Here is a 23,310-nt window from a genome sequence, read left to right on the forward strand (position 1 = left end):
GGTAACTACCTTGTCATCGTTTTGGAAAGTTAAATATTTAAAATAGTATGTTATGAGTGAACTAGCTCGCTTATTTAGTTCTGCTATTGGTAGAATCAAGAATAAAAAAATTAAGCACAATATTTTGCAGGCTATCCCTTTCTGGGCAGCATCTTTGATTACTGGTTTTGTAGCGGTATTGTATGCCAAGTTATTTGCTTTGGCGGAACATCTTATTTTTCAGCTTTTTGAAAGTCATGCTTGGGCGATTTTTGTGGTAGCTCCTGTTGGGTTTGTTACCTCGTGGTGGCTTGTAGAAAGGTTCGAGCCATTGTCGAAGGGTAGTGGAATACCCCAAGTAATGGCGGCTATTGATCTAGCTACACCCAAGCAGAGCCATTTAATCAAACACTTGCTAAGTGTTAGGATTGTCATTATCAAAATACTATCGAGTATGCTGCTGGTGATGTCGGGTGGTGCTGTGGGGCGTGAAGGCCCAACCATTCAGATTTCGGCCTCTATTTTCCGAAAAATCAATGAAATGCTGCCAAGTTGGTATCCAAAAATTGCCAATAAAAATATGATAATGACGGGTGCAGCCGCAGGTTTGGCTGCTGCATTTAATACCCCTCTTGGCGGCATTGTATTCGCTGTAGAGGAGTTGACCAAAACGCATATTAGTTATTTTAAGTCGGCTATATTTACGGCTGTAATTATTGCTGGCCTAACAGCACAAGCTTTTGCTGGGCCTTATTTGTATTTGGGTTTTCCTAAAGTAGAACATATCTCGTATTTTATACTTTTTGCAGTGGTGCTGGTAGCCAGTGTGGCAGGGTTGTTGGGCAGTGGGATGTCTAAGGTTATATTAGGCGTATTGGCTTGGAAAAAGCGGTTGCCATCAAAGGCTTATCATGTTGGATATGCCTTATTTTGTGCTATGCTGATAGCCTGTATGGCTTATTTTATCTCAGGGCAGGCATTGGGCTCGGGCAAAGAAATTATGATGCAGTTGTTGTTTACCGATCAAAAAACACTTCCTTGGTATTTGCCTATTTTGCGAATGATTAGTTCTGTTTTTTCATTTACTTCTGGTGGAGCAGGTGGGATATTTGCTCCAGGCTTGGCTACAGGTGCCAGTATTGGCTCATGGATTGCAGGGTTGTTGGAGGTATCGCCTTCACATACCAACGTATTGATTTTGACAGGAATGGTTGCTTTTTTGACGGGTATAACTCGTTCGCCATTTACATCAGCTATTTTGGTACTAGAAATGACCGACCGCAACAATCTTATTCTGCACTTAATGCTGGCGGGGTTGGTGGCTAGCTATGTTTCTTTGATCATAGACAAACATTCTTTTTATGACCATCTAAAACATACCTATTTGAAGGAAGTAGAATCGTGTTCTTAGACAAGCCTGCCAAAGCGTTTTCTAAAGGCTGTCATAAAATGGCCTTTGGTGCTGTAATGTAATTTTTCGGCAAGGGTATCTATCGAATAATTGGGCTGGTCGAGGAGGCACTGGCGGGCGTATTGCATCCGTAGCTCCAGTATGTATTGATAAGGGGTTGTATTGAAAAGAGCTTTGAAGCCTGTTTTTAGCTTAAAATCATTGAGTAAAAATATTTTGGGTAAATCATGTACCGCAAGAGGCTCTAGGTAATGAATATCCAGAAAGTCTTTTAATGCCCATAGCTTCTCTTGATCCGATGCACTTATGGGGCTTTTGGCTATAGGGTAAGTTGCTGGAATGCTTTTGTACCAAAGAAGTAATTCTGCAATTTTCAAAAACTGAAACCGTTCCTGTAAATCGTTCGGAAAAGGGTTGTTGAGAAGTTGTTGAATCACTTGAAGCTGTTCGGCTAAAAAAGGTTGTGCGTGTTCTGTAATCGAAAACGACTGATTGGCCAGTGCCAATTCCTGATATGCTGGCCAGTCGATAGTGGCTAATAGCGATGGAACAATACTGGGCTTGACACTTATGGTAATGTATTCGTAGTTTTTCTGGGCTGGAAATTCATAACTAGCTTGTATCTGACAACATGAAATAGCCCTAGTTTGATATTGTTTGAGAGATTGAGTATGTTCAAAACCACTAATTCGAGCATTAGAATATCCTTTTAGCTGAAAATGAAGACTCAAATGGTCGCTGTCGTTCATGTTTTGTACCAACATATTTTCTCGAAAATCTGCTTTGATATGTAAAATATGAAAATGCTGATTGACAAGAATCGAGCTAGAACAGTCAAAATAAGGCGAATGGAGCGTATTGTTTTGTTGGTTTGCTCCATTGTGGTCAAACTGCCTGCTGATCAAACCTGAAAAATCTTCGCCTGATATTTTTTTATACATTTTTCGAAATGATTAATACCTTTTTCGTAAAATTTATGCGAAGTTAGGGTCTTAATTTTGAATTTGTACGACTAAAAAATAAATGTATGAAAATTAAAGTAATTGCTTTTGATGCCGATGATACTTTGTGGATTAACGAACCGTATTTTCAGGAAATAGAACAGCGTTTTTGTGAATTGCTAGAAGACTACCTTCCACAGCATACCGCCGCAAGGGAGTTGTTGCAGGTCGAAATCGGCAATTTGCCTTTGTATGGCTATGGTGTAAAAGGTTTTGTACTGAGTATGATTGAGGCGGCTTTGAAGATTTCGGATAAAACGATTCATATAGATGCCGTCGAAAAAATTATTGCTTATGGTAAAGAAATGATTGAAAAGCCTATTGAACTACTAGAGGGAGTAGAGGATGTACTAAAAAACCTGCAAGGGCAGTACAGGCTAGTGGTGGCTACCAAGGGTGACCTGCTCGACCAAGAACGCAAACTCAAAAGGTCGGGATTGGAAGGTTATTTTCACCATATCGAAATTATGTCTGATAAAAAAGAATCTGACTATCTGAAGCTCATCAGACACCTTGATATACAGCCCGAAGAGTTTATGATGGTTGGGAATTCGCTAAAATCCGATGTTTTGCCAGTATTGGCTATTGGTGGTTATGGTGTACATGTGCCATATCATACTACATGGGCTCATGAAAAAGTAGAACATGTTGTAGAACATCCTCATTTTTATGAAGGGCAAGGGCTTTCGTCTATTTTGCTGCTTTTACAAAGCCAATAATAGGGCATAGAGTAGGGTTGTAGCTCAGTGTGGCCAATGTGGTATCGTTTATATCTATATGGGTATATAAAATATCAATTTGATTTATAGGATATAGTCGGTTAGCTTTGTATGAGCCTATAACAGTAAAATGCTTAGCGTGTAATTGTGCTGTTGGGCTATTATCAATTTATGATTGAAGATGAGTATCGACTACCTCAATTAAACCAAAAGTTTAGTTGAGGTAGTTTTGTTTTAGGCCTTTACGTAGCTAAAAAGACACTATTTATCGAAAGGATTGCCTTGTACGTATAGAAAGGAATTACAAATAGTAAGAATTTACGTAAATTGCTCAACTGGCCAAAGGTTTGGCTGGTTGCCCTCAAATAACGTTATTCAACATGAAACTAATTCTACCGTGCTACAAGTGGCTATTTTATTCTTTCCTATTGATGTTATGTTTTGAAAGTGTGTCTCAAAATACCAGCCCTCAATTTTTTACAATAGAGGGTATTGTTACTGAATATGGCACCGAAATGCCCATTCGTGGAGCTACCCTGTCACTGGATTTTCGGAAGTCGGGCTATATTACTGATAGCCTTGGCCGCTTCAAAATTTATTTGCCTCCAGGCGAATATGTCATCAAGGTAAGTAGTGTAGGTTATAAGTCGTATAGAACCAGATTACTTTTACAAAAGGATGAGCAACTCAAAATTGAGTTGGAGGATGTTAGCAAAACCCTAGAGGAGGTTATTGTGTCGAGTCAGGCTACTCGCAAAAGTATCCAAACACCCTCGTTGGGTGTAACTTTGTTAAATATCAAGGGAATCAAAAAGCTGCCCGCAATGATGGGGGAGGTTGATATTATTCGGTCTATTCAGACATTGCCGGGGGTTTCGTCGGTGGGGGAAGGGTCTAATGGCGTAAATGTTAGAGGAGGCAACGTTGATCAAAACCTTATCTATATCGACGATATGCCTATTTTTAACCCAACACACTTATTTGGTTTGTTTTCGGTATTTGCTTCTGATGCCATACGTGAGTTAGAGCTTTATAAAGGAGGTATTCCTGCTCGTTTTGGAGGGCGTACTGCGTCGGTATTAGATATTAAAGTAACCGAACCTAACCTAGAGAAGTTTAAGCTGTCGGGCGGAGTAGGCTTGGTGTCGAACAGAGCCATGGTTGAAGTTCCTCTTATCAAGGAAAAACTATCGGTATTAGTGGCTGGGCGTGTGTCGTTCAACGACTTCTTGTTTAAATGGCTTGGCCCTGAGAATATCAAAAATACCAAGGCTAATTTCTATGATTTAGCTACAAAAGTATATTTTCGTCCTAATAAAAATAATACCTTTTCGCTATCGGCTTATCTTAGTAAAGATTTTTATCAGGTAGATTCTTTGTTTAGTCTTGAAAACGTGATTGCCAAACAAACGAAATTTGACTACGGGCATCAAAATGCCGCTCTTCACTGGAGTCACTATTTTAATCCTCAGCTAAGTATGGAAGTGGTAGGCGTAACCAGTTTTTACAAAACACTTACCTATGCACCCGACTCGGTCAATAATATTGATTTGAGAAATAGTGTATTGTATAATAACCTCAAAATAGGTTTTGATTATAGTCCTTCCGATGCTCATAAAATCAATTTTGGGGCGAGTTTGGTACGATATGACATTGCACCAGGAAGCTTGAACAAAGAGGTGAAGTCGAGAATTGCAGCGGTAGAATTACCCAAGGAGCAGTCGATGGAAATGGGTGTTTTTGTAGATGATGAGTTTAAGGTAAATGATAAATTTACGATTCAGGCAGGCTTACGTTATGCTCGTTATTGGGCTTATGGTGCTGGAACAATCAATTATTATGCCGACTCAGAACCCAAATCGGTAGGGTCGATTATCGGTACAAAGCAGTTTGCTAATGGCGAGGTTATGCAGTCGTACGGAGGTTTTGAACCAAGAGTTACTATGAAATATTCTTTGGGCGAAAACAGTACGCTGAAATTAGGATATAACCGAATGCAGCAATTTGTTCAGCTTATTTCAAATAACACCACGCCATTGCCTACCGCTCGATGGAAACTGGCCGATGAATATGTAAAACCACAACAAAGCGATTTTTTGTCGTTGGGAGCTTTCCATACATTCAAAGAAAATATCTGGGAGCTTTCGGCTGAAGGATATTACCGTAAGTCCAACAATATATTAGATTATATTTCTGGGGCTAATTTACAGTTGAACAAAAATATTGAAACGCAGTTGATTTCGGGTGAAGGAAAAGCGTATGGCTTAGAACTTATGCTTACCAAGAAAAAAGGTGAACTGAGCGGATGGGTGAGTTATACGTATGCTCGTAGTTTGCAACAGATGCGAGGCGATTTTCCAGAAATTCAGCAGATAAGCAACGGCAACTGGTTTCCGTCCAACTACGACAAGCCTCATATCTTAAATATGATGTTGAATATTCAGCCTACTAGGCATCATAGTTTCTCGTTTACATTTGCTTACCAAACGGGTCGTCCGTTTTCTTCGCCAGTTGGGATATTTGCTATCGACAATCAAAAGTATCCAGTATACGAATCTCGTAATAATGGAAGGATTTCAGATTATCATCGTTTAGATTTTTCTTGGACTATTACCAATCCTTCTATGAAAGATAAACGTTGGGAGGGAAGCTGGACTTTTACGATATATAATATCTATGCCCGACAAAATGCCTATTCGGTATTTTTTAAATCGGCACTTGGTAGTATCAAGCCTTATGAGTTGAGCGTATTTGGAGCACCGTTTATTTCGTTGACTTATAATTTCAAATTTTTATAAGTCGTATTTTCACCCCTTCTTTCTTTTGTAATTATGAACAGATATTATATACACTTGAGTACCTTAATGCTGATGATAGCTTTGTTGTCGGCTTGTATTAATCCTATTAATGATTTTGAGCAAGTAGCCTACAAACGTTTCCTTACGGTAGAGGCTTCGATTACTGACCAAGTGGGTGCTCAGAAAGTGAAATTGTACCAATCGGCCGATAAAATAGATGGTTCGGGCAACTTTGTGGCTATAACAGGAGCGAAAGTGTATGTGACTACGGCATCGGGACAAACTGAGGATTTTGTAGAACAGACTTCGAGTGCTGCCAAGGGGGTGTATGCTTCGTCTGATGGTTTTTTGGGGAAAATAGGCGAAACCTATACTTTGCATATCAAGTTGAGCAATGGAAAAGAATATGAGTCAACGGCAGAAACGATGCGAAAAGCTCCAGAGATTGAAAATGTCATTACTCAATTTGAAATAAATGACGCTTATTCAAAGGGCGATGCTCGTAGAGTGGGCTTTAATGTATATGCCGATTTTCAGGATGATCCAGCTTTGGGCGATTACTATCAGTGGTTTTGGAAGCATTATGAACGGGCACCTTTTTGTATTACTTGTGTGAATGGTGCAAAATATAACTTTAGTACCAGCAATTGCGAGTCTCCTCGTATTCCTAATAACGACGTTTGGAATTATTTATGTAGCTCGCCTTGTTGGAATACCACTTTTAGTACCGAACTAAATCTGATGTCGGATGCCTATTTGAATGGTAAGCGAATTACAGGTAAAAAAGTCGCAAGAGTTCCTTTTTCAGACTACACTCCTTATTATTTGCAGCTCGAACAACGCTCTTTGACTCGTAATTCATATAATTATTACCTGAGCCTTGCCAATCAAACCCAAAATACAGGAACACTGTTTGATGTGCCAGCCGAAACTCGCTTCAGTCTCAATATCAAGAATAAGGCGGATGTAAATGAGAAAATCTTGGGGATATTTGATGTATATGCTGTTAAAAAACGTATTTTTTATATTGACAGACAAGCGGGTGTGCCAGACAATGAATATCCATTAAAAACGGTTGTTGATGGAAACGTGTATAGTTGCCCGCCAGGTAGTGTGAATTGTCAGGATAAAGTACCTTGTTTGGAAGGGCTTTACCGAACACCCTTCCGACCAGAAGGTTGGATAGGCGATTAAGGAGGTATGTTAATAATAAAATCGTGAAACAAAAGTGAAGGAAGTTGAGTTGTTTTAAAAAACCTTTTAGAACTTTGTAGCGTAGGTTTGTTGAACTCACATTTATTTGGCCTTCATGAGGAGGCTTTACATACTCAAGATGGAAATTATTGAAAAAAATCAGTGCATCAATGCACAAGTTACCACTAGCAAAAATGATTTGAAAACAGGGGTATTGATTGTTAACCTTGGTACTCCCGACTCTCCTAATACGCCCGATGTAAGAAAATATTTGAGAGAGTTTTTGATGGATGGCCGTGTGGTCGATATTCCTGTGGTATTTCGTTGGATGCTCGTGAATTTGATTATTGCTCCATTTCGTGCTCCTAAATCGGCTAAAATATACCAAGAGCTTTGGGAAGAACGTGGCTCACCCTTGAAATTTTATGGAGAAGATGTTCAAAAAATGCTTCAAAATGAATTAGGCGATAACTTTGAAGTAAAGCTGGCAATGCGTTATCAAAGCCCAAGTATGGACAGTGTTTTGGAAGAGTTTAGGGTTGCGGGTTTTCAAAAAATTATTGTTATTCCATTTTTTCCTCAATATGCTTCTGCTACAACGGGCTCGGTGTACGAAAAAGTGATGAATATTGTAGGCAACTGGCAGATTATTCCTGAAATTAAATTTGTCAATACTTATTACGACCATCCCAAGTTTATCGAACACTTTACTTCGGCAGCTCGTAAATACATGAGTGAACATCATTTCGACCATTATATTTTTAGTTATCATGGTGTACCCGAGCGTCAGATTAGAAAGGGAGATTGTACGGGTAAAACATGTAATTTTGGGAGCTGTTGCGATACCATTCACGCCATGAACCAGTACTGCTACCGAGCTCAGTGCCATGAAACTACAAGGCTTATGGCTCAGGAATTAGGCTTGGAGGAGGGTACGTATATTACTACTTTCCAATCAAGGTTGGGTAGAGACCCTTGGATTCAGCCTTATACCGAAGATACTATCAAGCGGCTGGCCAAGGAGGGTAAAAAGAATATTTTGGCTTTTTCTCCTGCATTTGTGGCCGACTGCCTCGAAACTACCATAGAAGTAGGCGAGGAATATAAAGAAGTTTTTGAAGAAATGGGCGGTCAACACTGGCAATTAGTAGAAAGCCTAAATAATTCACCACTGTGGGTAGAGCTTCTTACCGACTTGGTAAAGAAAAATGCTTAATCTACGATTTGAGCCATTATCCTAAAAAAGCAATGTACAAAATGTGTATATTGCTTTTTTTATTTTCACGCGAATCTTTCATCAATATGTTGGCATTAATTCTTAGTATTCTTTTTTCGGTAATTCTACTGGTTAATTTTAGGTTGCATCCTCGTTTTAAGGTCAATACCTTTCAGGCTATTATTTTTAATTATCCTGTATGTATTTTGTCGGGGTTATTGTTTCTTCCAAGTAATCAGCATTTTTCATTAGATTTTTCTCAGAACGCTACTTATTATGCTCTTTTGTTGGGAATAGGCTTTGTGCTTACTTTCTTGCTATCGGGGGTTTCTACCCAACGAATGGGCATGACAGCCACTTCGCTAGCCAATAATATTTCGTTGGTAATTCCAGTACTGTTTAGTTTGATTGTGTTTAAGATGAGCCAAAATTTTGATTGGCTTAATTATTTGGGCTTGGGCTTGGCCATTTTGGCTGTGGTGCTGAGTACCTTCAAAAAAGAGGAGGGGGTTCGAGACGTGAATCGCCTTGATTGGCTACTGCCTTTAGGGGTATTTGTGATGTACGGTATTACCAATACAACCTTTAACTACCTTAATGCCCAATATGTAACGGCATCGGGACAAACAATTCCTTTTACCCTAACCATATTGTCGGGGTCGGTTGTATTTGGGTTATTGATTTTTGCTTATCGTTTGGCCAAGGGCTTAGAAGTATTTTCAATAAAAAGTGTTTGGGCTGCATTTCCATTAGGGATTCCCAACTTTTTGTCATTTTATTATTTACTAAAAGCCCTCGATGCTTTTAACAACAACGGAGCTTATGTATTGCCTTTGTACAATATTAGCGTAATCTTGATTTCGTCGGTGGTTGGTATGGTCTTTTTCAAAGAGAAGCTTAGTTTGATCAACAAAATAGGTTTAGGGATTGCGGTATTAGCTATTGTATTAATTTCGCATCAGGGGCTTATCTCCTAAAATTCTCCTAACGCCTACTTATAAACGGATTGTTTTTGATATAAAAACGATAGGGTAAATCTGCACCTTGGGTAATACCTATACGAGTGGTAGTAACAATGTCATTTTCGGCTATATTGCTTTGAGGAGGAAGAACACTAAGATTGCTTTGTTGGATAGTCCAAAAGTTCATGTCTTTGTGGATGCCCATTGCTTGTACTAATTTGGCAGGGCCAGAACAAAGGTTTTTGAGTATGAGGCTATTTCGGCGTTCTTGCATAAGTTCGATACCTTGTGTTGGTTCTAAAGCTCGTATCAAAACGGCCTCACCAATGTTTTCTTGATTGCAGGCTATATTGACGCAATAGTGCATTCCATAAATCTGGTAAACATAAATAGTACCTGCTTGACCAAACATCGGGGCATTTCTAGTACTTTTTTTGCGATAAGCATGACAAGCGGGGTCGTCTTGCAAATAGGCTTCGGTTTCGACAATAATACCCGATGTTGTGCCTTCTTCCGACGACAACGTGAGTGTCCAGCCAAGTAGCTCTTTTGATAGCGAAAGGGTATCGAGCTGTAATAGTGTTGAAATATCGGTAATCATATTCTAAAAATGTGTTTTATAGTCAAAGAGGCAATAGGATAGAAACCTATTGCCTCTTTGGCTAAGTAAGGGTTTTTGTCTAATTATTAAAACATATCATAACCTAAACTCTGAAATATGTTGTTAAGTTACTGATTTCTTAAAAAATGATAAAAACACTTACCGACTTAGTACGTTGCCTAACAACTTTTATAAAACATTAGATGTTTGTTCTTTGATTTTTTCAAGTTCATCTTTCATATTCACTACCAAACGCTGAATCGCTACATCATTGGCTTTTGAGCCGATAGTATTAATTTCTCGTCCGATTTCTTGAGAAAGAAAATTGAGTTTTTTGCCACTGCCTTCTATTACAATATCCTGAAAATAGTTGAGGTGAGTTCTTAAACGAACTTTTTCTTCAGAAATATCATATTTCTCAACATAATATACCAACTCCTGTTCAAAGCGATTTTTATCAAATTCATCGTCTTGGAGTAAGTCGGTAATAGATTTGCGGAGGCGGTCACGTACCGAAGGAATACGGTTTTTGTCTAATACCTCTACTTCAGAAAGCAGTTGTCCGATATTCTGAGCGTATTCGATAAATTTATTTTGTACGATTTTACCTTCACGCAGCCTAAAGTTATTACATTCTTGAATAGCCTTGTTGACAGCACCCAAAACAGCTTTCCATTCGTTTTCGCTTTGGTCTTCCGAAACGGCATCGGTATTAAAGGCGTTGGGCATGGTAAGTGCTACTTTTAATAACTCGGAGGGTTCGATATGGCCAAATAGTTCGGCTGTTTCAGATAAGTCTCGCATGTAGGCTTGAACAAGTGGCCTATTTACAGACGTTCCTGTGGCGGTATCGGTATATTGTAACTGGATATTGAGTTCTATTTTACCTCGTTCTAAATTTTGAGTCAGTAAATTTCTAATTTCAATTTCTCGGGAGGAAAGACTTTTAGGAATTCTACAATATATATCAGTAAATTTAGAGTTTAGACTTTTTACTTCTGCTGTTACAGTTACATTATTTGCTTCTACTACGGCTTTTCCGAAGCCAGTCATGGATTTAAGCATAGTTAATCTTGTTTTCGTGTAAGTGCAATTTGCAGGTAAAAATTGACTTGTCCAAATAAAAATGCAGTAGCTCCGCTGATATTGAACCAAAGGGACTACTGCATCTAGGCTATTAGCAAGAGCTAATAGGACTATAATGTTTTGATTTTGATATTGCGATACCACACCAAATTGCCGTGGTCTTGCAAAACGATATGTCCTTTCAAGAACTTTCCAAAATCGGGCATATTTTTGAATTTACTATTGGCAATCAAGTCTTTCCAGTTTTGGTTGTCCATTCTGGTTTCTACTACTTTTACGCCATTCAAGTGAATTTCTAAAGCTCCACGATTACTAATAATTTTTACGGCATTCCATTGGCCAACAGGTTTTACGGGTTCTTCTGTTGATTTAATTAAATCGTATAAATTGCCAGCACGGTGTTTTTCGATTTTGCCATCAGGGTGTCCGTCGTTGTCCAATACTTGGATTTCGGGGCCAGTAAACCATCCGTAGCCATATTTAGGGTCTTCGATACTATTGATATAGATACCGCTATTGCCATTCGGTGATATTTTCCATTCTAGGTTTAGTTCAAAGTTTTCAAACTCTTCGTTGGTTACTAAATCGCCGCTACCTTCTTTTCCTTTCGATGGGTCATAAGTCAAAGCTCCGTCTGCTACAGTCCAGTTGGCTAGTACTTCTTGTTTTTTCCAAGTGTGCCATCCATTAGTAGTTTTACCATCAAATAGCAAACGCCATCCTTGTTTGACTTCTTTTTTGGTTAATGTATTAGGCGTTTCTTTGGCTTCTGTAACAAAGCTAGCTGAGAAAAGCAGGCAAGATAAGATGATTGTTTTTTTCATGTCTTAATAATTAAAGGGATCAATAGAAATTGGGATAATTTCGTTATTCATCAGCAAATATATACATTCTATTTTGATACTGTTGACCTGTTGAGTATTGAAATCGGTATTTTGAGGTAATAAAAAAAGCCAGAAGGGGGTTTTACTTCCTTCTGGCTTGTATTTTGTGGCAATAAAGCTAGGCTTTCTTTTTCTTGATTTCAAAGAATACGGCTACGCCAATAAGGCCGATTAGCAAAAATGAAGCTACCAAGTCGATTTTTTGTCCTTTGGCAATTACTTCTGGCTCAAACTTAAACTCTATAGTATGCTTTCCTGCTGGTACAACAATGGCTCTAAGGACGTAGTCGGCACGTAAATGAGGTTTGTATTGTCCGTCGATATAGGCTTTCCAGTCTTTGTTGCCATTATAAAAGATTTCCGAAAATACCGCTAGTTGTTCTGACTGGGTTTCGGAAGTATAGGTCAAGTGATTGGGTTTGTATTCTTTTAAGGCAATTTTGTTGTTGATAGAGTCTGCTTTGATAGCCAAGTTGCCTATTTCGGCTTGGAAACGTTTGTCAACAAAAGCTGTTTGTTTAGGGTTAAATTTATCAAGTGCTTTTAGTTCTTGGTTGGCATTGTCTACGATTTTATATTCTTTAACAAACCAGGCATTGCCACAAGCATCTGGATTGGTTTGTACCATTGGTGTTCCCTGAGCTCCGCCTGGTACAATCACATATTTTACATTCAGCATATTGAGTACCTGAACATTCAATGGGTTTTTAGATAATTGGGCTTCTACAAGTTCTTGATAGCGACGCAATTTAGCTCCATGATACCCCCCAAGTGATTGGTGATAATACGACATTTTGGCATCGCTCATAAAGTTGGTTGTAAGGTCAATTACTTTGTAGGTCGATTTGTCTTGAAGAATTTGCTGGTCGATTGGTGAAGGTGCTACACTTTCGGCTGCTGCATCTTTGTCCATAAACGAGTCGTTATTGAAATAGCGTTTATCAACAGCGAATAAGTCGGTAAGTACCAGTAGAATCAAAATAGGATAGAGGATATTCTCGCCTATTTTTTTGGTAGTAAATGCCCACAAAGCAATAGCAGCCGCAGTAATAAACCCAAAGGTACGTAGGGCATCGCTTCGCAAAAGTGACGCTCGGTCTTTTACAATAGCATTGAGTAGCTGTGCATCGAAGTCTTTGTTGCCGCTCAACTGAAAGCTAGCATCGTTGGGCGAACGGAAATTGAAGAATAAGTCAGGTAACAATGCCAGTATCAAAGAGAATCCTGCCGTAAGCCCAAAGCTTATCAATAAAGCGTTTTTGATTTCTTCAAAACTTAATTTCTTTTCTACAATTTGCTTAATGCCTAGTACCGCTAGCGTAACCAATGATAATTGTACCAAACATAGAATCATGGTAACGGCTCTGAATTTGTTGAACATAGGGAAATAGTCAAACATCAAGTCGTTGAAAAAGAAATTTTTTCCCCATGATAATACGATGTATAAAACCGTTGTTGAAACAAGCCACCATTTGAGCGAACCACGTACCAAGAAACATCCCATCAAAAATAAGAAACATATTACTGCTCCTGAATAAGCTGGACCACCTACAAAGCTTTGGTCGCCCCAATAAGCAATGCTTCTTTCAGAAAAACCAATAGCCACTTCTTCGGGTTGTCCGGCATCGATAAGCGTTTTGTAGGTTTCAGATTTTTTGCCTCCCAACGACCCCCCTGAAGCCCCACCTCTGAAGTTAGGAATCAACAGAGTGCCTGTTTCGACAATGCCATAGCTCCAGTCAAAAGCATAATTGCGGTCGAGGCCACCATTCGACTGTGTGTTGGTTGTAAGTTCTGATTTTCCACGGATACTTTCTTTTGAATATTCGGCGTTGCTCAACAGACGCATGGAGTGGTTGGCTGCTCCTAAGCCTAACGCACCAGCCAATACTGCCAACGACACTACAAGTTGCTTGGCTTTGCCAGCCTTGATTTGTTGAATAGATTCGAAAAGAATAAACAAGCCCCACGACATAAATAGGTAATAGGTGATTTGGACGTGGTTGGCATATAGCTCCAAGCCCATGAATAAGGCTGTGAGTGCCGCACCAAGCAAATACCGTCCTCGCAAAACAAGAAGTGTACCCGCCATAATCAGCGGAGCAAAAGCCAGTGCCAATACCTTGGAGTTGTGCCCTGCTGGAATAATAACCATGTTGAATGTGGCAAAAGCGTAGCCAATAGCTCCCAATACCGACAGCCAATTGTTTAGCCCCAATACAAGCAAGAAAATATACATTCCTAGCATTTGGAGGAATATCATATTTAATGGGCTTGGTAGTATATTATTGGCATATTGCCCTATACGAGTAGTAATACTGTTGGGATACGAAGCTGAAATCAAATAGGTAGGCATACCTGCAAACATCGAGTTGGTCCACCAAGTTTGTTCGCCTGTTTCTTTCTTAAACTCAACCGACTCATGAGCGGCCGCTTGGGCCATCTGAATATCGTGTTGCTGAATAATTTTCCCTTTGAGGGCAGGTGCTGCGTAAATTCCTGCTAATACTGCAAATAATACGATTGCAATAAAATGAGGAAGGAACTTCTTAAATGAAAATTGCATGTTCTTGTGAAGTAAGATTTTTCTTTTGTTTAATACGTTTTGGGGTTGGCCAATAGCCGTCACCTCATTGCCAAAGCCACCAATTGTGTGTTTAGTTCTGTTTTAGCATACAATGAAGCAAAGATAAAAGGATTCCTGCATTCGCAAGTGTAATGCCTCCAACTTTAGGGACAAAATATACAAAACAGACCTGCTTATTTCGTTTATAACTTATAAAGTATTGGATTATTATTAGAAAAACGGGGTATTTATTCCCTTTTTTCATTTTTTTAAGTAAAAAATCAAACCTTTTCTCTGTAAATTTGTCCATAAGTTATAAATACACTCATACCCACTCAGAATGAAAAAGTTCATTTCAATTGTTACAATCGCATTGGCTGTTAACCTTACAAATGCCCATGCTCAGGATTCAAAAGCTGGTGCCATTATAGATGCAATGCAAAAGAAATATAAGGCTATGAAGTCTTTTAGTGCTTCGTTTTCTTATGGTGTTGATGGAACAAAACAAGTACTCAAAGGTGATATTACCGTAAAAGGTCAGAAATATCGCTTAAAATTAGCTGGTCAAGAGCTTTTCAATAACGGCAAAGAGGTGGCTACATATATCAAAGAAACGAATGAAGTAAACATTTCAGACTACGAACCGTCAGACAATGATTTGAATCCAGCTAAAGTATACACTTTCGACAAAAAAGGATACCGTTATGTTTTTGTTGAAGAAGTAAAAGAAGGTGCTGATACTTATGAAGTACTAGAGCTTTCGCCAGAAAAGAAAGGCACACAGGTTGCTAAAGTAAAAATTAAATTGAATAAGAAAGATAAATCTGTAAAAAGCTGGACTATTACCGATAAAAGTGGCAAACGCCAAACTTTCAAAGTGAATACATTTACACCAAACTTGAATGTTGATGATAAATTCTTTGCTTTCGATAAATCAAAATATCCAGGTGTTGAAGTAAATGATTTAAGATAAAAATTGATTTTTACTATAGATACAAAAAGAGCGGGTCTGAAGCCCGCTCTTTTTGTATCTATAGCTGTTTCTATTTTTTACGAAGAAGAATAAGACCAACAATCGTAATTGCTCCATTGAGTAAAAGTTTTTCAAAACCAAACTGGTAGCCATTGAGCCACTCTTTTGAATTACTGTCTACAATAAAAGTTAGAATAGGAGATATAACACATACCAAAGGCACGAGCTTATCATTTACAGGAACTTTGCTGAAAAGACCAAAAGCAAATAAGCCCAGCAACGGGCCATAGGTATACCCAGCAATATTAAATACTGCTGCTACAATAGATTGCTCGCTATAGGCATTGAAAATAAGAATAACTACGAAAAAAGTAGCCGAAAAACCTAAGTGTACGTAATGCTTGATTTTGCTACGTTCTTCCTCTTTGAATTTTTCGATGTGCATAAAGTCGATACAAAAAGCTGTTGTTAGTGCTGTTAGTGCCGAGTCGGAGCTTGCGTAAGTGGCAGCCGTAATACCTAACAAAAATGTGATAGCGGCAACAGTACCAAAATGCCCACCCAATGCCAACATAGGATACAGTTGGTCGGTTTTGGCAGGAATAGCAAACCCTATCTTGTCGGCATAAATATAAAGCAACGCACCAAGGGCAATAAACATCAAGGTAACTACGGCAAACGTACAGCAAAACCAAAACATATTTTTTTGAGCTTCGCCAATATTCTTGCAGGTCAAGTTTTTCTGCATTAAATCTTGATCGAGCCCCGTCATCACTATTGCAATAAACGCCCCCGAAATAAAGTCTTTAATAAAATGATGTTTATAAGAAATATCATCGAAGAAGAACATCTGTGAATACTTACTTTCCTGAATGGTAGAAATCATTTCGCCAAAAGAAAGATTAAGCTTGTTGTTGATCAAGATAATCGTTAGTGCCAATGCTGTTAATAAGAAAAACGTTTGTAGGGTATCGGTTACGATAATGGTTTTGACACCGCCTTTGTATGTATATACCCATATAAGAGCAATCGTTACCAAGGCCGAAACGGCAAAGGGAATATGCCACGAGTCGAATATAGCCAATTGTAATACTTGTACTGCCAAGAACAACCTAGCTGCTGAGCCAAGGGTACGGGCTAGCAAGAAAAAAGCAGAGCCTGTTTTGTAAGACCAAAATCCAAATCGTTTTTCGAGATAAGTATAAATCGAGATAAGGTTTAGGCGATAGTAAAGGGGCAATAATACCGTAGCAATAACAAAATACCCAACCAAGTTGCCTAATATAATTTGATAATAAGAAAGAGATACCTTTCCTACATCTCCTGGTACCGAAATGAACGTTACCCCCGAAATGGATGTTCCAATCATACCGAATGCTACCAACCACCAAGGCGATTGTTTATTGGCTGTAAAAAAAGTATTAGTATCTGCACCCTTCGAGGTGAAGTGTGCTACAATAATCAGCATAAGAAAATAAACAGCGAGAATTCCAAAAGCTAAACCTGTGGTCATATTATTTTGTGGGTTGTTGATAATTGGGTATATACAGTTTTTAAGAAATGATTAAATAAAGTTTGAAAAGGTATTGTCATGAAAATGAACACCAAAATTGATATTTTTTGTTAAATTTGCTAATAGACAATCATATATATTTATCGTCTTTTTGGTAAAGTATTAAAATCCAAATCATTAAAATTTAATAAATTTTTAGCAAATGCGACCATTTGAACAGTTTGAAGAAGAAGTAGATGTACTGGAAGAAGTAAAAGACATCGACCAATACGACCTTGTAGTCTTCAATGATGACATTAATACATTTGATTTTGTAATAGAAACGCTAATCGATGTTTGTGGTCATACACCCGAACAAGCCGAGCAATGTACCCTCCTAATTCACTATAAAGGAAAATGTGCTGTTAAAAAAGGCTCGTTCGACGAACTAGCCCCTATGCGTAATGATATTTGTCGTCGAGGTATCTCAGCGGAGGTAATGTAATTTAGTACGAGATACCCCAAGTATCTCATAATCGTGATTAATACATTGAATTATCCATCAAAGCTTATTGAAAATGCCATTGAGGAGATAGCCAAGTTGCCAGGAATTGGCAAAAAGTCTGCCCTGCGAATGGCCTTGCATTTACTCAAAAGAGACGAAAAACATACGCTTCAATTGGCTGAGGCTATTGTGGCAATGCGAACCCAAATTCGGTATTGCCAACAATGTCATAATATCTCGGATAGCGACTTATGTGCAATTTGTACTAATACCAAGCGTGAAAAGTCGCTGTTATGTATTGTTGAAGATACTCGCGACGTTTTAGCTATCGAAAATACTTCGCAATATCGGGGTTTATATCATGTACTAGGAGGTATTATTTCGCCATTAGAAGGGATTGGCCCTGCTGATTTAAAAATCGAATCGCTTATTCAACGAATTACGCTTGCTCAAAATACCGACGAGGCTATCCGTGAAGTAATCCTTGGCCTTAGCCCAACAATGGAAGGCGACACTACTGCTTTTTATTTAACTAAACGTTTAAAACCTTTTGGAGTCAAAATAACAACAATCGCCCGAGGTATTCCTATTGGAGGCGATCTGGAGTATGCCGACGAAATTACGCTAGGGCGAAGTATCGTTAGCCGTATTGCTTACGAATAAAATCTGTTGCATTTTTCAGTATTCTTATCTTATACAAAACTTAATTAATCATTCTAAACACATGAACCGTAAAAATTTTTTGAAAACAACACTCGCGTCTGCTTTGGCATTGACAAGCATTAAATCGTGGGGTTTTTCTTTTGGAAGCAATTATAATAAAAAATTCCCAGTGATGTCGTTGGAACAAACCCTGGCCGAGTCAGCTCCTTTTACTTTAGCAGCTTTGCCCTATGCTCCTGAGAGTTTAGAACCAAACATAGATAAACTTACTATGGAAATTCACCACGGCCGTCATCATAAAGCGTATGTTGATAACCTCAACAAAGCTATTGTGGGTACTCCATTAGAAAAGCTTTCGCTTTGGGATTTGTTGAAAGATGCAGGCAAGCAAGTGCTAGCAGTACGTAATAATGCAGGTGGACATTGGAATCATACTTTTTTCTGGAATATCCTTTCGCCAATGGGTGGAGGTACGCCTAAAGGGGCATTGGCCGAAGAAATCACAAAAACATTTGGCTCATTTGATAAATTTAAGGAAGAGTTTGCAAAGGCTGCTACTGGTCGTTTTGGTTCGGGATGGGCTTGGTTGATTGTTCAAGATAAAAAATTGGCAATTACTTCAACTCCTAATCAAGATAATCCTTTGATGGATGTTGCCGAGAAAAAAGGACAACCTATTTTGGGTATCGATGTTTGGGAGCATGCCTATTACCTAAAATACCAAAACAAGCGTGCCGATTATATTGCTGCTTATTGGAATGTAGTAAATTGGGACGCTGTTAGCAAAAATTTTGAAAATGCTTTAAAATAGTTTTTGTTTAATACCAACATACTTCGACCTTTGTAGTCCCATTTCGGGAAAGGCGATTTGGGGTATATATCAACAACAAGTTAAAGTATTACTATCATGAATTCAGAAACACTTCTCGACAAAATCCCTTCGCTTGATTTAGCAGATTTTACATCGGGTGATACCGAGCGTAAAGCTAAATTTGTACAAGATTTAGGAACGGCATTTAATAATATAGGCTTTGTTGCAGTCAAAAATCATGGACTTACCGACGATTTGACGCATAAGTTATACGATGTTGTTCAAAAGTTCTTTTATTCAAGCGATGAATTAAAACAACAATATGCCATTGAGGGTATTGCTGGGCAGCGTGGGTATATTGGCAAAGGAAAAGAAACGGCAAAAGGTTTTAAAGTAGCAGACTTAAAAGAGTTTTATCATATTGGTCAGCCAAAAGTAGATGATGGCGACCCTATATGGGCTCAGTATCCAGATAATGTTTTTCCAAAAGAACAACCCGAATTTGAGGAGGCTACTTTAGTGGCTTACAAAACTTTGGAAAATGCTGGCAAAAAATTACTTCAAGCGATTGCTTTGTATTTGGAGCTTCCAGAAGATTTCTTCGAGGAAAAAGTAAAGCATGGTAATTCTATTTTAAGAGCTATTCACTATTTTCCGATTCCCAATCCTGAGGAGGTTCCAGATGGGGCGGTACGTGCAGCAGCACACGGTGATATTAATTTGATTACCCTTTTGATGGGGGCTTCGGCCGAAGGGTTAGAAGTGCTGCGTAGAGATGGCGAGTGGATTCCTATTACTTCATTACCCGAATATGTGGTTGTAAATGTTGGCGATATGCTCGACCGTTTGACCAACCATAAGCTCAAATCTACGATTCACAGAGTTGTTAATCCACCACGAGAAAAATTGGGGACATCTCGTTTTTCTATTCCGTTTTTTATGCACCCTCGTGCCGAAATGGACTTAACTTGTTTGCCTACTTGCGTGTCTCAGGACAACCCTAAATTGTATGTTGATATGACCGCAGGGGAGTTTTTGAATGAAAGATTGATAGAATTAGGACTAAAAAAATAAATTATATGACATAATCATCTCTAAATCACAGAGATGATTTGTTTTATAAAAGCAATTTTCTGAATTTCGCAAAAGGTTTGATTGTAGCAGCAATGTCAGTCAAACCTTTTGTTTATTGTAAAGAATTAGGCCATTGCGTCGATTTGTATTGAGGAAGGTCAAATTCTACCGCTTTTGCTGCTAAAACTGATGAAACAAATTAAACACTTAGATTTCCTAAAGGATGTTTTAATATTAGCATTTACCACTTTTGGAGGGCCTCAAGTGCATTTAGCTATGTTTATTGACCGATTGGTAAAAAAGAAAGGTTATCTGACGGAAGAAGAACTACTAGAGATACAAGCATTGTGTGCTTTTTTGCCAGGCCCAACCTCAACACAAACCCTTACTGCTATTGGGTATAAAATTGGGGGGCCTAATCTGGCTTATATTACGCTAATCCTTTGGATTTTGCCAGCCGTATCTATTATGACGGTAGCAGCCTTGGGTATGACTTACCTGAAAAACAGAGATATTGTTCGTTTTATCCAACCTATTGGAATTGCCTTTATTATTCATTCAGGGATTATTTTAGGAAAGCTTGTTTTGAAAAACTATACAGGCTATGTTTTAATGGTACTTTCTGCTGGATTTGCGTATTATTATCAATCACCATGGGTTTGTCCTATTGCTCTTATTGTAGGAGGAACGCTCACTTCGTTTAACTATAAAGATTATCCACGCCAGACCAAGCATAAAATGATTATTCCTTGGGCTAATTTTAATTTGTTTTGGGGATTTTTAGCTTTTTTGGCTGTACTAGGCCATTTTACAGATTCGATGCCAATTCTGTTATTCGAGAATTTTTATCGAAATGGAAGTTTGGTTTTTGGCGGAGGACAAGTTTTAGCTCCTATGCTTTATACAGAGTTTGTTGAATTTAAGGAGTTGATTCGTGGCGATGATTTTTTGACAGGTATGGCTTTGTCACAGGCTTTGCCAGGGCCTGTATTTGCTTTTACTTCGTATTTGGGTACACTTGCTATGAAGGGCGAGGGGCTTGGCCAACAAATATTGGGTAGTGCAGTGGGTGCAGCAGGGATTTTCTTGCCTGGCACATTTCTTATATTTTTTGTATATCGTATTTGGGGTCAACTGAAACAGTTCAGGGCTATTCGTGCATCTTTAGATGGTATCAATGCCTCGTCTGTCGGGTTGACATTGGCAGCAGCTATTTCATTTTTGATGCCTATTGTGCATGAGCGAGACTTTGCAGGAGTATTTACTATTATAGCAACTTTACTGGTTATTCGGTTTACCAAACTACCTAGTTTTTTTATCTTTTTAGGAGGCTTATTGTTAGGCTTGATTTTGTATTTATAATATACCCAAAGAGCCGCAACATGGCGGATCTTTGGGTACAATACTCTTACTCTTATTTCAAAAGGTTGAGGAGGTACTGTCCGTATCCACTCTTTACCAATGGCTGAGCTACCAGCTTGAGCTGTTCGGCGTCAATGAAGCCCATTCTATAGGCTACTTCTTCAATACAACCAATTTTTAATCCTTGTCTTTCTTCAATAACCTGAACAAACTGTCCTGCTTGCATGAGAGAGGCAAATGTACCTGTATCTAACCAAGCTGTTCCACGATTGAGAACCCCCACTTTTAGCTTACCTCTTTTAAGGTATTCTTTATTGACATCCGTAATTTCGTATTCGCCACGTGGTGAGGGTGCAATGTTTTTAGCAATTTCCACTACATCATTGTCATAGAAATACAAGCCTGGTACAGCATAATTGGATTTTGGAGATTGAGGTTTTTCTTCGATAGAGATCACATTAAAATCGTTGTCAAACTCGACCACACCATAACGCTCAGGGTCGTGTACTTGATAAGCATATACCACACCACCGTCGGGGTTGTTGTTGGCTTGTAGTAATTTGCTTAAACCGCTTCCATAAAAAATGTTATCACCAAGTACCAAGGCCACCTTGTCGTCGCCAATAAACTCTTCGCCAATCACAAAAGCCTGAGCCAAGCCATTGGGCAAAGGCTGTTCGGCATAGCTAAAGCTACAGCCTACTTGCGAGCCATCGCCAAGAAGCTTTTTGAAATTTGGCAAATCGTGAGGCGTTGAAATAATCAAGATTTCTTTGATACCCGCCAGCATCAAAATAGAAAGCGGGTAATAAATCATAGGTTTGTCATAAACAGGCATTAATTGCTTGCTTACGGCCAACGTGAGCGGATGCAGTCGTGTACCCGAACCACCTGCTAAAATAATACCTTTCATATATATAGATGGGTTAATTATCGGTTTGTGTACATGGTATCGTAATATTTCTGATAATTACCAGACGTAACGTTGTCGAGCCATTCGCTATTTGACAAGAACCAATCAACGGTTTTTTCTAAACCTTCTTCAAATTGTAACGAAGGTTTCCAGCCTAACTCATTCATGATTTTTGTAGCATCAATCGCATAGCGCAAATCATGGCCAGCACGGTCGGTTACGTAGGTAATAAGCTGTTCAGAAGAACCTGCTTCACGGTTGAGCTTTTTGTCCATTACCGAACATAGTAATTTTACGATGTCGATATTTTTCCATTCATTAAAACCACCAATATTGTAGGTTTCGCCAAGGACTCCTTGGTGATACACCGTATCGATAGCTCTTGCATGGTCAACAACAAACAGCCAATCACGAACATTTTCGCCTTTGCCATAAACAGGTAAAGGCTTGTTATTGATAATATTGTGAATCATCAAAGGAATCAATTTCTCAGGGAAATGATTTGGCCCATAATTATTAGAGCAGTTGGTAATCACTACAGGCAATTTGTAGGTATTTCCGTAAGCACGAACAAAGTGATCGGACGAAGCCTTTGATGCAGAATAAGGCGAACGTGGGTCATAAGGTGTAGTTTCGGTAAAGAAATCTTCTGGATTGTGAAGCTCGCCATACACTTCGTCGGTAGATACATGATAAAAACGACGAGACTCGTAGCTGCCTTTCCAAGTATTTTTGGCGGCATTCAATAAATTTACCGTTCCTACTACATTGGTCATCACAAAAGCCATAGGGTCGGTAATTGAACGGTCAACGTGTGACTCTGCCGCTAAATGGATAACGCCGTCGAATAGGTGTTCGGCAAAAAGGCTATCTATAAAAGCTGCGTCGGTGATATCACCTTTTACGAAGGTATAGTTGGGTTGGTTTTCAATATCGGTTAAGTTGGCCAAATTACCAGCATAGGTAAGCTTGTCCAAGTTAAAGATTTGATAATCAGGGTATTTGGTTACAAATAGTCTAACTACATGCGACCCAATAAAGCCTGCACCTCCAGTAATAAGAATTTTTTTCATACTTTTAAATTGTCAATAAATCTGTGG

At 38.8% G+C, this 23,310-nt stretch carries 20 protein-coding genes; 12 read left to right on the plus strand and 8 right to left on the minus strand.

Going from position 1 to position 23,310, the window contains the following annotated elements:
• Positions 1 to 52: 52 nt before the first annotated feature.
• Positions 53 to 1,390, plus strand: a complete 1,338-nt coding sequence (locus FLEMA_RS0109730; protein ID WP_026995310.1) for a chloride channel protein — start codon at positions 53 to 55, stop codon at positions 1,388 to 1,390.
• Here the strand turns inward: FLEMA_RS0109730 and FLEMA_RS0109735 are convergent.
• Positions 1,387 to 2,331 carry a helix-turn-helix transcriptional regulator gene (locus tag FLEMA_RS0109735; protein ID WP_026995311.1) on the minus strand — a complete coding sequence of 315 codons (945 nt, stop codon included), beginning with the start codon at positions 2,329 to 2,331 and terminating at the stop codon, positions 1,387 to 1,389. The genes FLEMA_RS0109730 and FLEMA_RS0109735 overlap by 4 nt on opposite strands.
• An 86-nt stretch (positions 2,332 to 2,417) precedes the next feature.
• Between FLEMA_RS0109735 and FLEMA_RS0109740 the strand changes: the two genes are divergently transcribed.
• The 5 genes from FLEMA_RS0109740 (at position 2,418) to FLEMA_RS0109760 (ending at position 9,295) form a co-directional block, all read left to right on the plus strand.
• Complete coding sequence (locus FLEMA_RS0109740) at positions 2,418 to 3,110, plus strand: HAD family hydrolase (protein WP_026995312.1); 693 nt, start codon at positions 2,418 to 2,420, stop codon at positions 3,108 to 3,110.
• A 380-nt stretch (positions 3,111 to 3,490) separates the two neighbouring features.
• Positions 3,491 to 5,908, plus strand: a complete 2,418-nt coding sequence (locus FLEMA_RS0109745; RefSeq protein ID WP_026995313.1) for a TonB-dependent receptor — start codon at positions 3,491 to 3,493, stop codon at positions 5,906 to 5,908.
• Positions 5,909 to 5,941: 33 nt separating this feature from the next.
• Positions 5,942 to 7,102, plus strand: coding sequence for a DUF4249 domain-containing protein (locus FLEMA_RS0109750; RefSeq protein WP_044171194.1), 1,161 nt, complete (start codon positions 5,942 to 5,944; stop codon positions 7,100 to 7,102).
• A gap of 139 nt (positions 7,103 to 7,241) precedes the next feature.
• Positions 7,242 to 8,318 carry a ferrochelatase gene (gene hemH, locus FLEMA_RS0109755; protein WP_026995315.1) on the plus strand — a complete coding sequence of 359 codons (1,077 nt, stop codon included), beginning with the start codon at positions 7,242 to 7,244 and terminating at the stop codon, positions 8,316 to 8,318.
• Between the two features lie 86 nt (positions 8,319 to 8,404).
• The gene (locus FLEMA_RS0109760; protein ID WP_026995316.1) at positions 8,405 to 9,295 is read left to right on the plus strand and encodes a DMT family transporter; all 891 of its coding nucleotides are present in this window, start codon (positions 8,405 to 8,407) and stop codon (positions 9,293 to 9,295) included.
• Positions 9,296 to 9,302: 7 nt separating this feature from the next.
• Here the strand turns inward: FLEMA_RS0109760 and FLEMA_RS0109765 are convergent, their stop codons facing one another.
• The 4 genes from FLEMA_RS0109765 to FLEMA_RS0109785 all read right to left on the minus strand — a co-directional run bounded on the left by FLEMA_RS0109765 (position 9,303) and on the right by FLEMA_RS0109785 (position 14,417).
• Entirely contained in the window at positions 9,303 to 9,881 is a 579-nt protein-coding gene (locus FLEMA_RS0109765) for a DNA-3-methyladenine glycosylase (protein WP_026995317.1), read from the minus strand.
• Positions 9,882 to 10,070: 189 nt separating this feature from the next.
• Complete coding sequence (locus tag FLEMA_RS0109770) at positions 10,071 to 10,946, minus strand: YicC/YloC family endoribonuclease (RefSeq protein WP_026995318.1); 876 nt, start codon at positions 10,944 to 10,946, stop codon at positions 10,071 to 10,073.
• Positions 10,947 to 11,077: 131 nt separating this feature from the next.
• Complete coding sequence (locus FLEMA_RS0109775) at positions 11,078 to 11,791, minus strand: 3-keto-disaccharide hydrolase (protein WP_026995319.1); 714 nt, start codon at positions 11,789 to 11,791, stop codon at positions 11,078 to 11,080.
• A 178-nt stretch (positions 11,792 to 11,969) separates the two neighbouring features.
• Positions 11,970 to 14,417 carry a putative glycosyltransferase family protein gene (locus tag FLEMA_RS0109785; RefSeq protein ID WP_026995321.1) on the minus strand — a complete coding sequence of 816 codons (2,448 nt, stop codon included), beginning with the start codon at positions 14,415 to 14,417 and terminating at the stop codon, positions 11,970 to 11,972.
• A gap of 340 nt (positions 14,418 to 14,757) precedes the next feature.
• Between FLEMA_RS0109785 and lolA1 the strand changes: the two genes are divergently transcribed.
• Positions 14,758 to 15,390 carry an outer membrane lipoprotein periplasmic chaperone LolA1 gene (gene lolA1 / locus FLEMA_RS0109795; protein WP_026995323.1) on the plus strand — a complete coding sequence of 211 codons (633 nt, stop codon included), beginning with the start codon at positions 14,758 to 14,760 and terminating at the stop codon, positions 15,388 to 15,390.
• A 70-nt stretch (positions 15,391 to 15,460) separates the two neighbouring features.
• On the opposite strand, the gene FLEMA_RS0109800 is transcribed toward lolA1, so the two are convergent.
• Positions 15,461 to 16,903: a sodium:solute symporter gene (locus FLEMA_RS0109800; protein WP_026995324.1), complete on the minus strand. Its 1,443-nt coding sequence runs from the start codon at positions 16,901 to 16,903 to the stop codon at positions 15,461 to 15,463.
• A gap of 202 nt (positions 16,904 to 17,105) precedes the next feature.
• On the opposite strand from FLEMA_RS0109800, the gene FLEMA_RS0109805 reads away from it, so the two are divergent.
• From FLEMA_RS0109805 to chrA, 5 genes are all read left to right on the plus strand, one after another.
• Entirely contained in the window at positions 17,106 to 17,387 is a 282-nt protein-coding gene (locus FLEMA_RS0109805) for an ATP-dependent Clp protease adaptor ClpS (protein WP_026995325.1), read from the plus strand.
• 45 nt (positions 17,388 to 17,432) lie between these two features.
• On the plus strand, positions 17,433 to 18,050 hold the full coding sequence (gene recR, locus FLEMA_RS0109810; protein ID WP_026995326.1) for a recombination mediator RecR: 618 nt from the start codon (positions 17,433 to 17,435) through the stop codon (positions 18,048 to 18,050).
• 61 nt (positions 18,051 to 18,111) lie between these two features.
• A complete protein-coding gene (locus FLEMA_RS0109815) occupies positions 18,112 to 18,861 on the plus strand; it encodes a superoxide dismutase (RefSeq protein ID WP_026995327.1) in 750 nt (249 codons plus the stop codon).
• A gap of 96 nt (positions 18,862 to 18,957) precedes the next feature.
• The gene (locus FLEMA_RS0109820; RefSeq protein WP_026995328.1) at positions 18,958 to 19,935 is read left to right on the plus strand and encodes an isopenicillin N synthase family dioxygenase; all 978 of its coding nucleotides are present in this window, start codon (positions 18,958 to 18,960) and stop codon (positions 19,933 to 19,935) included.
• Between the two features lie 189 nt (positions 19,936 to 20,124).
• Positions 20,125 to 21,297: a chromate efflux transporter gene (gene chrA, locus FLEMA_RS0109825; protein ID WP_081681299.1), complete on the plus strand. Its 1,173-nt coding sequence runs from the start codon at positions 20,125 to 20,127 to the stop codon at positions 21,295 to 21,297.
• Between the two features lie 52 nt (positions 21,298 to 21,349).
• On the opposite strand, the gene rfbA is transcribed toward chrA, so the two are convergent.
• Together rfbA and rfbB are read right to left on the minus strand one after the other, a co-directional pair.
• Complete coding sequence (rfbA, locus tag FLEMA_RS0109830) at positions 21,350 to 22,210, minus strand: glucose-1-phosphate thymidylyltransferase RfbA (protein ID WP_026995330.1); 861 nt, start codon at positions 22,208 to 22,210, stop codon at positions 21,350 to 21,352.
• A gap of 17 nt (positions 22,211 to 22,227) precedes the next feature.
• Positions 22,228 to 23,283 carry a dTDP-glucose 4,6-dehydratase gene (gene rfbB, locus FLEMA_RS0109835; RefSeq protein ID WP_026995331.1) on the minus strand — a complete coding sequence of 352 codons (1,056 nt, stop codon included), beginning with the start codon at positions 23,281 to 23,283 and terminating at the stop codon, positions 22,228 to 22,230.
• Positions 23,284 to 23,310 lie beyond the last annotated feature (27 nt).

This window comes from Flectobacillus major DSM 103, from assembly GCF_000427405.1.
Taxonomy (GTDB): domain Bacteria; phylum Bacteroidota; class Bacteroidia; order Cytophagales; family Spirosomataceae; genus Flectobacillus; species Flectobacillus major.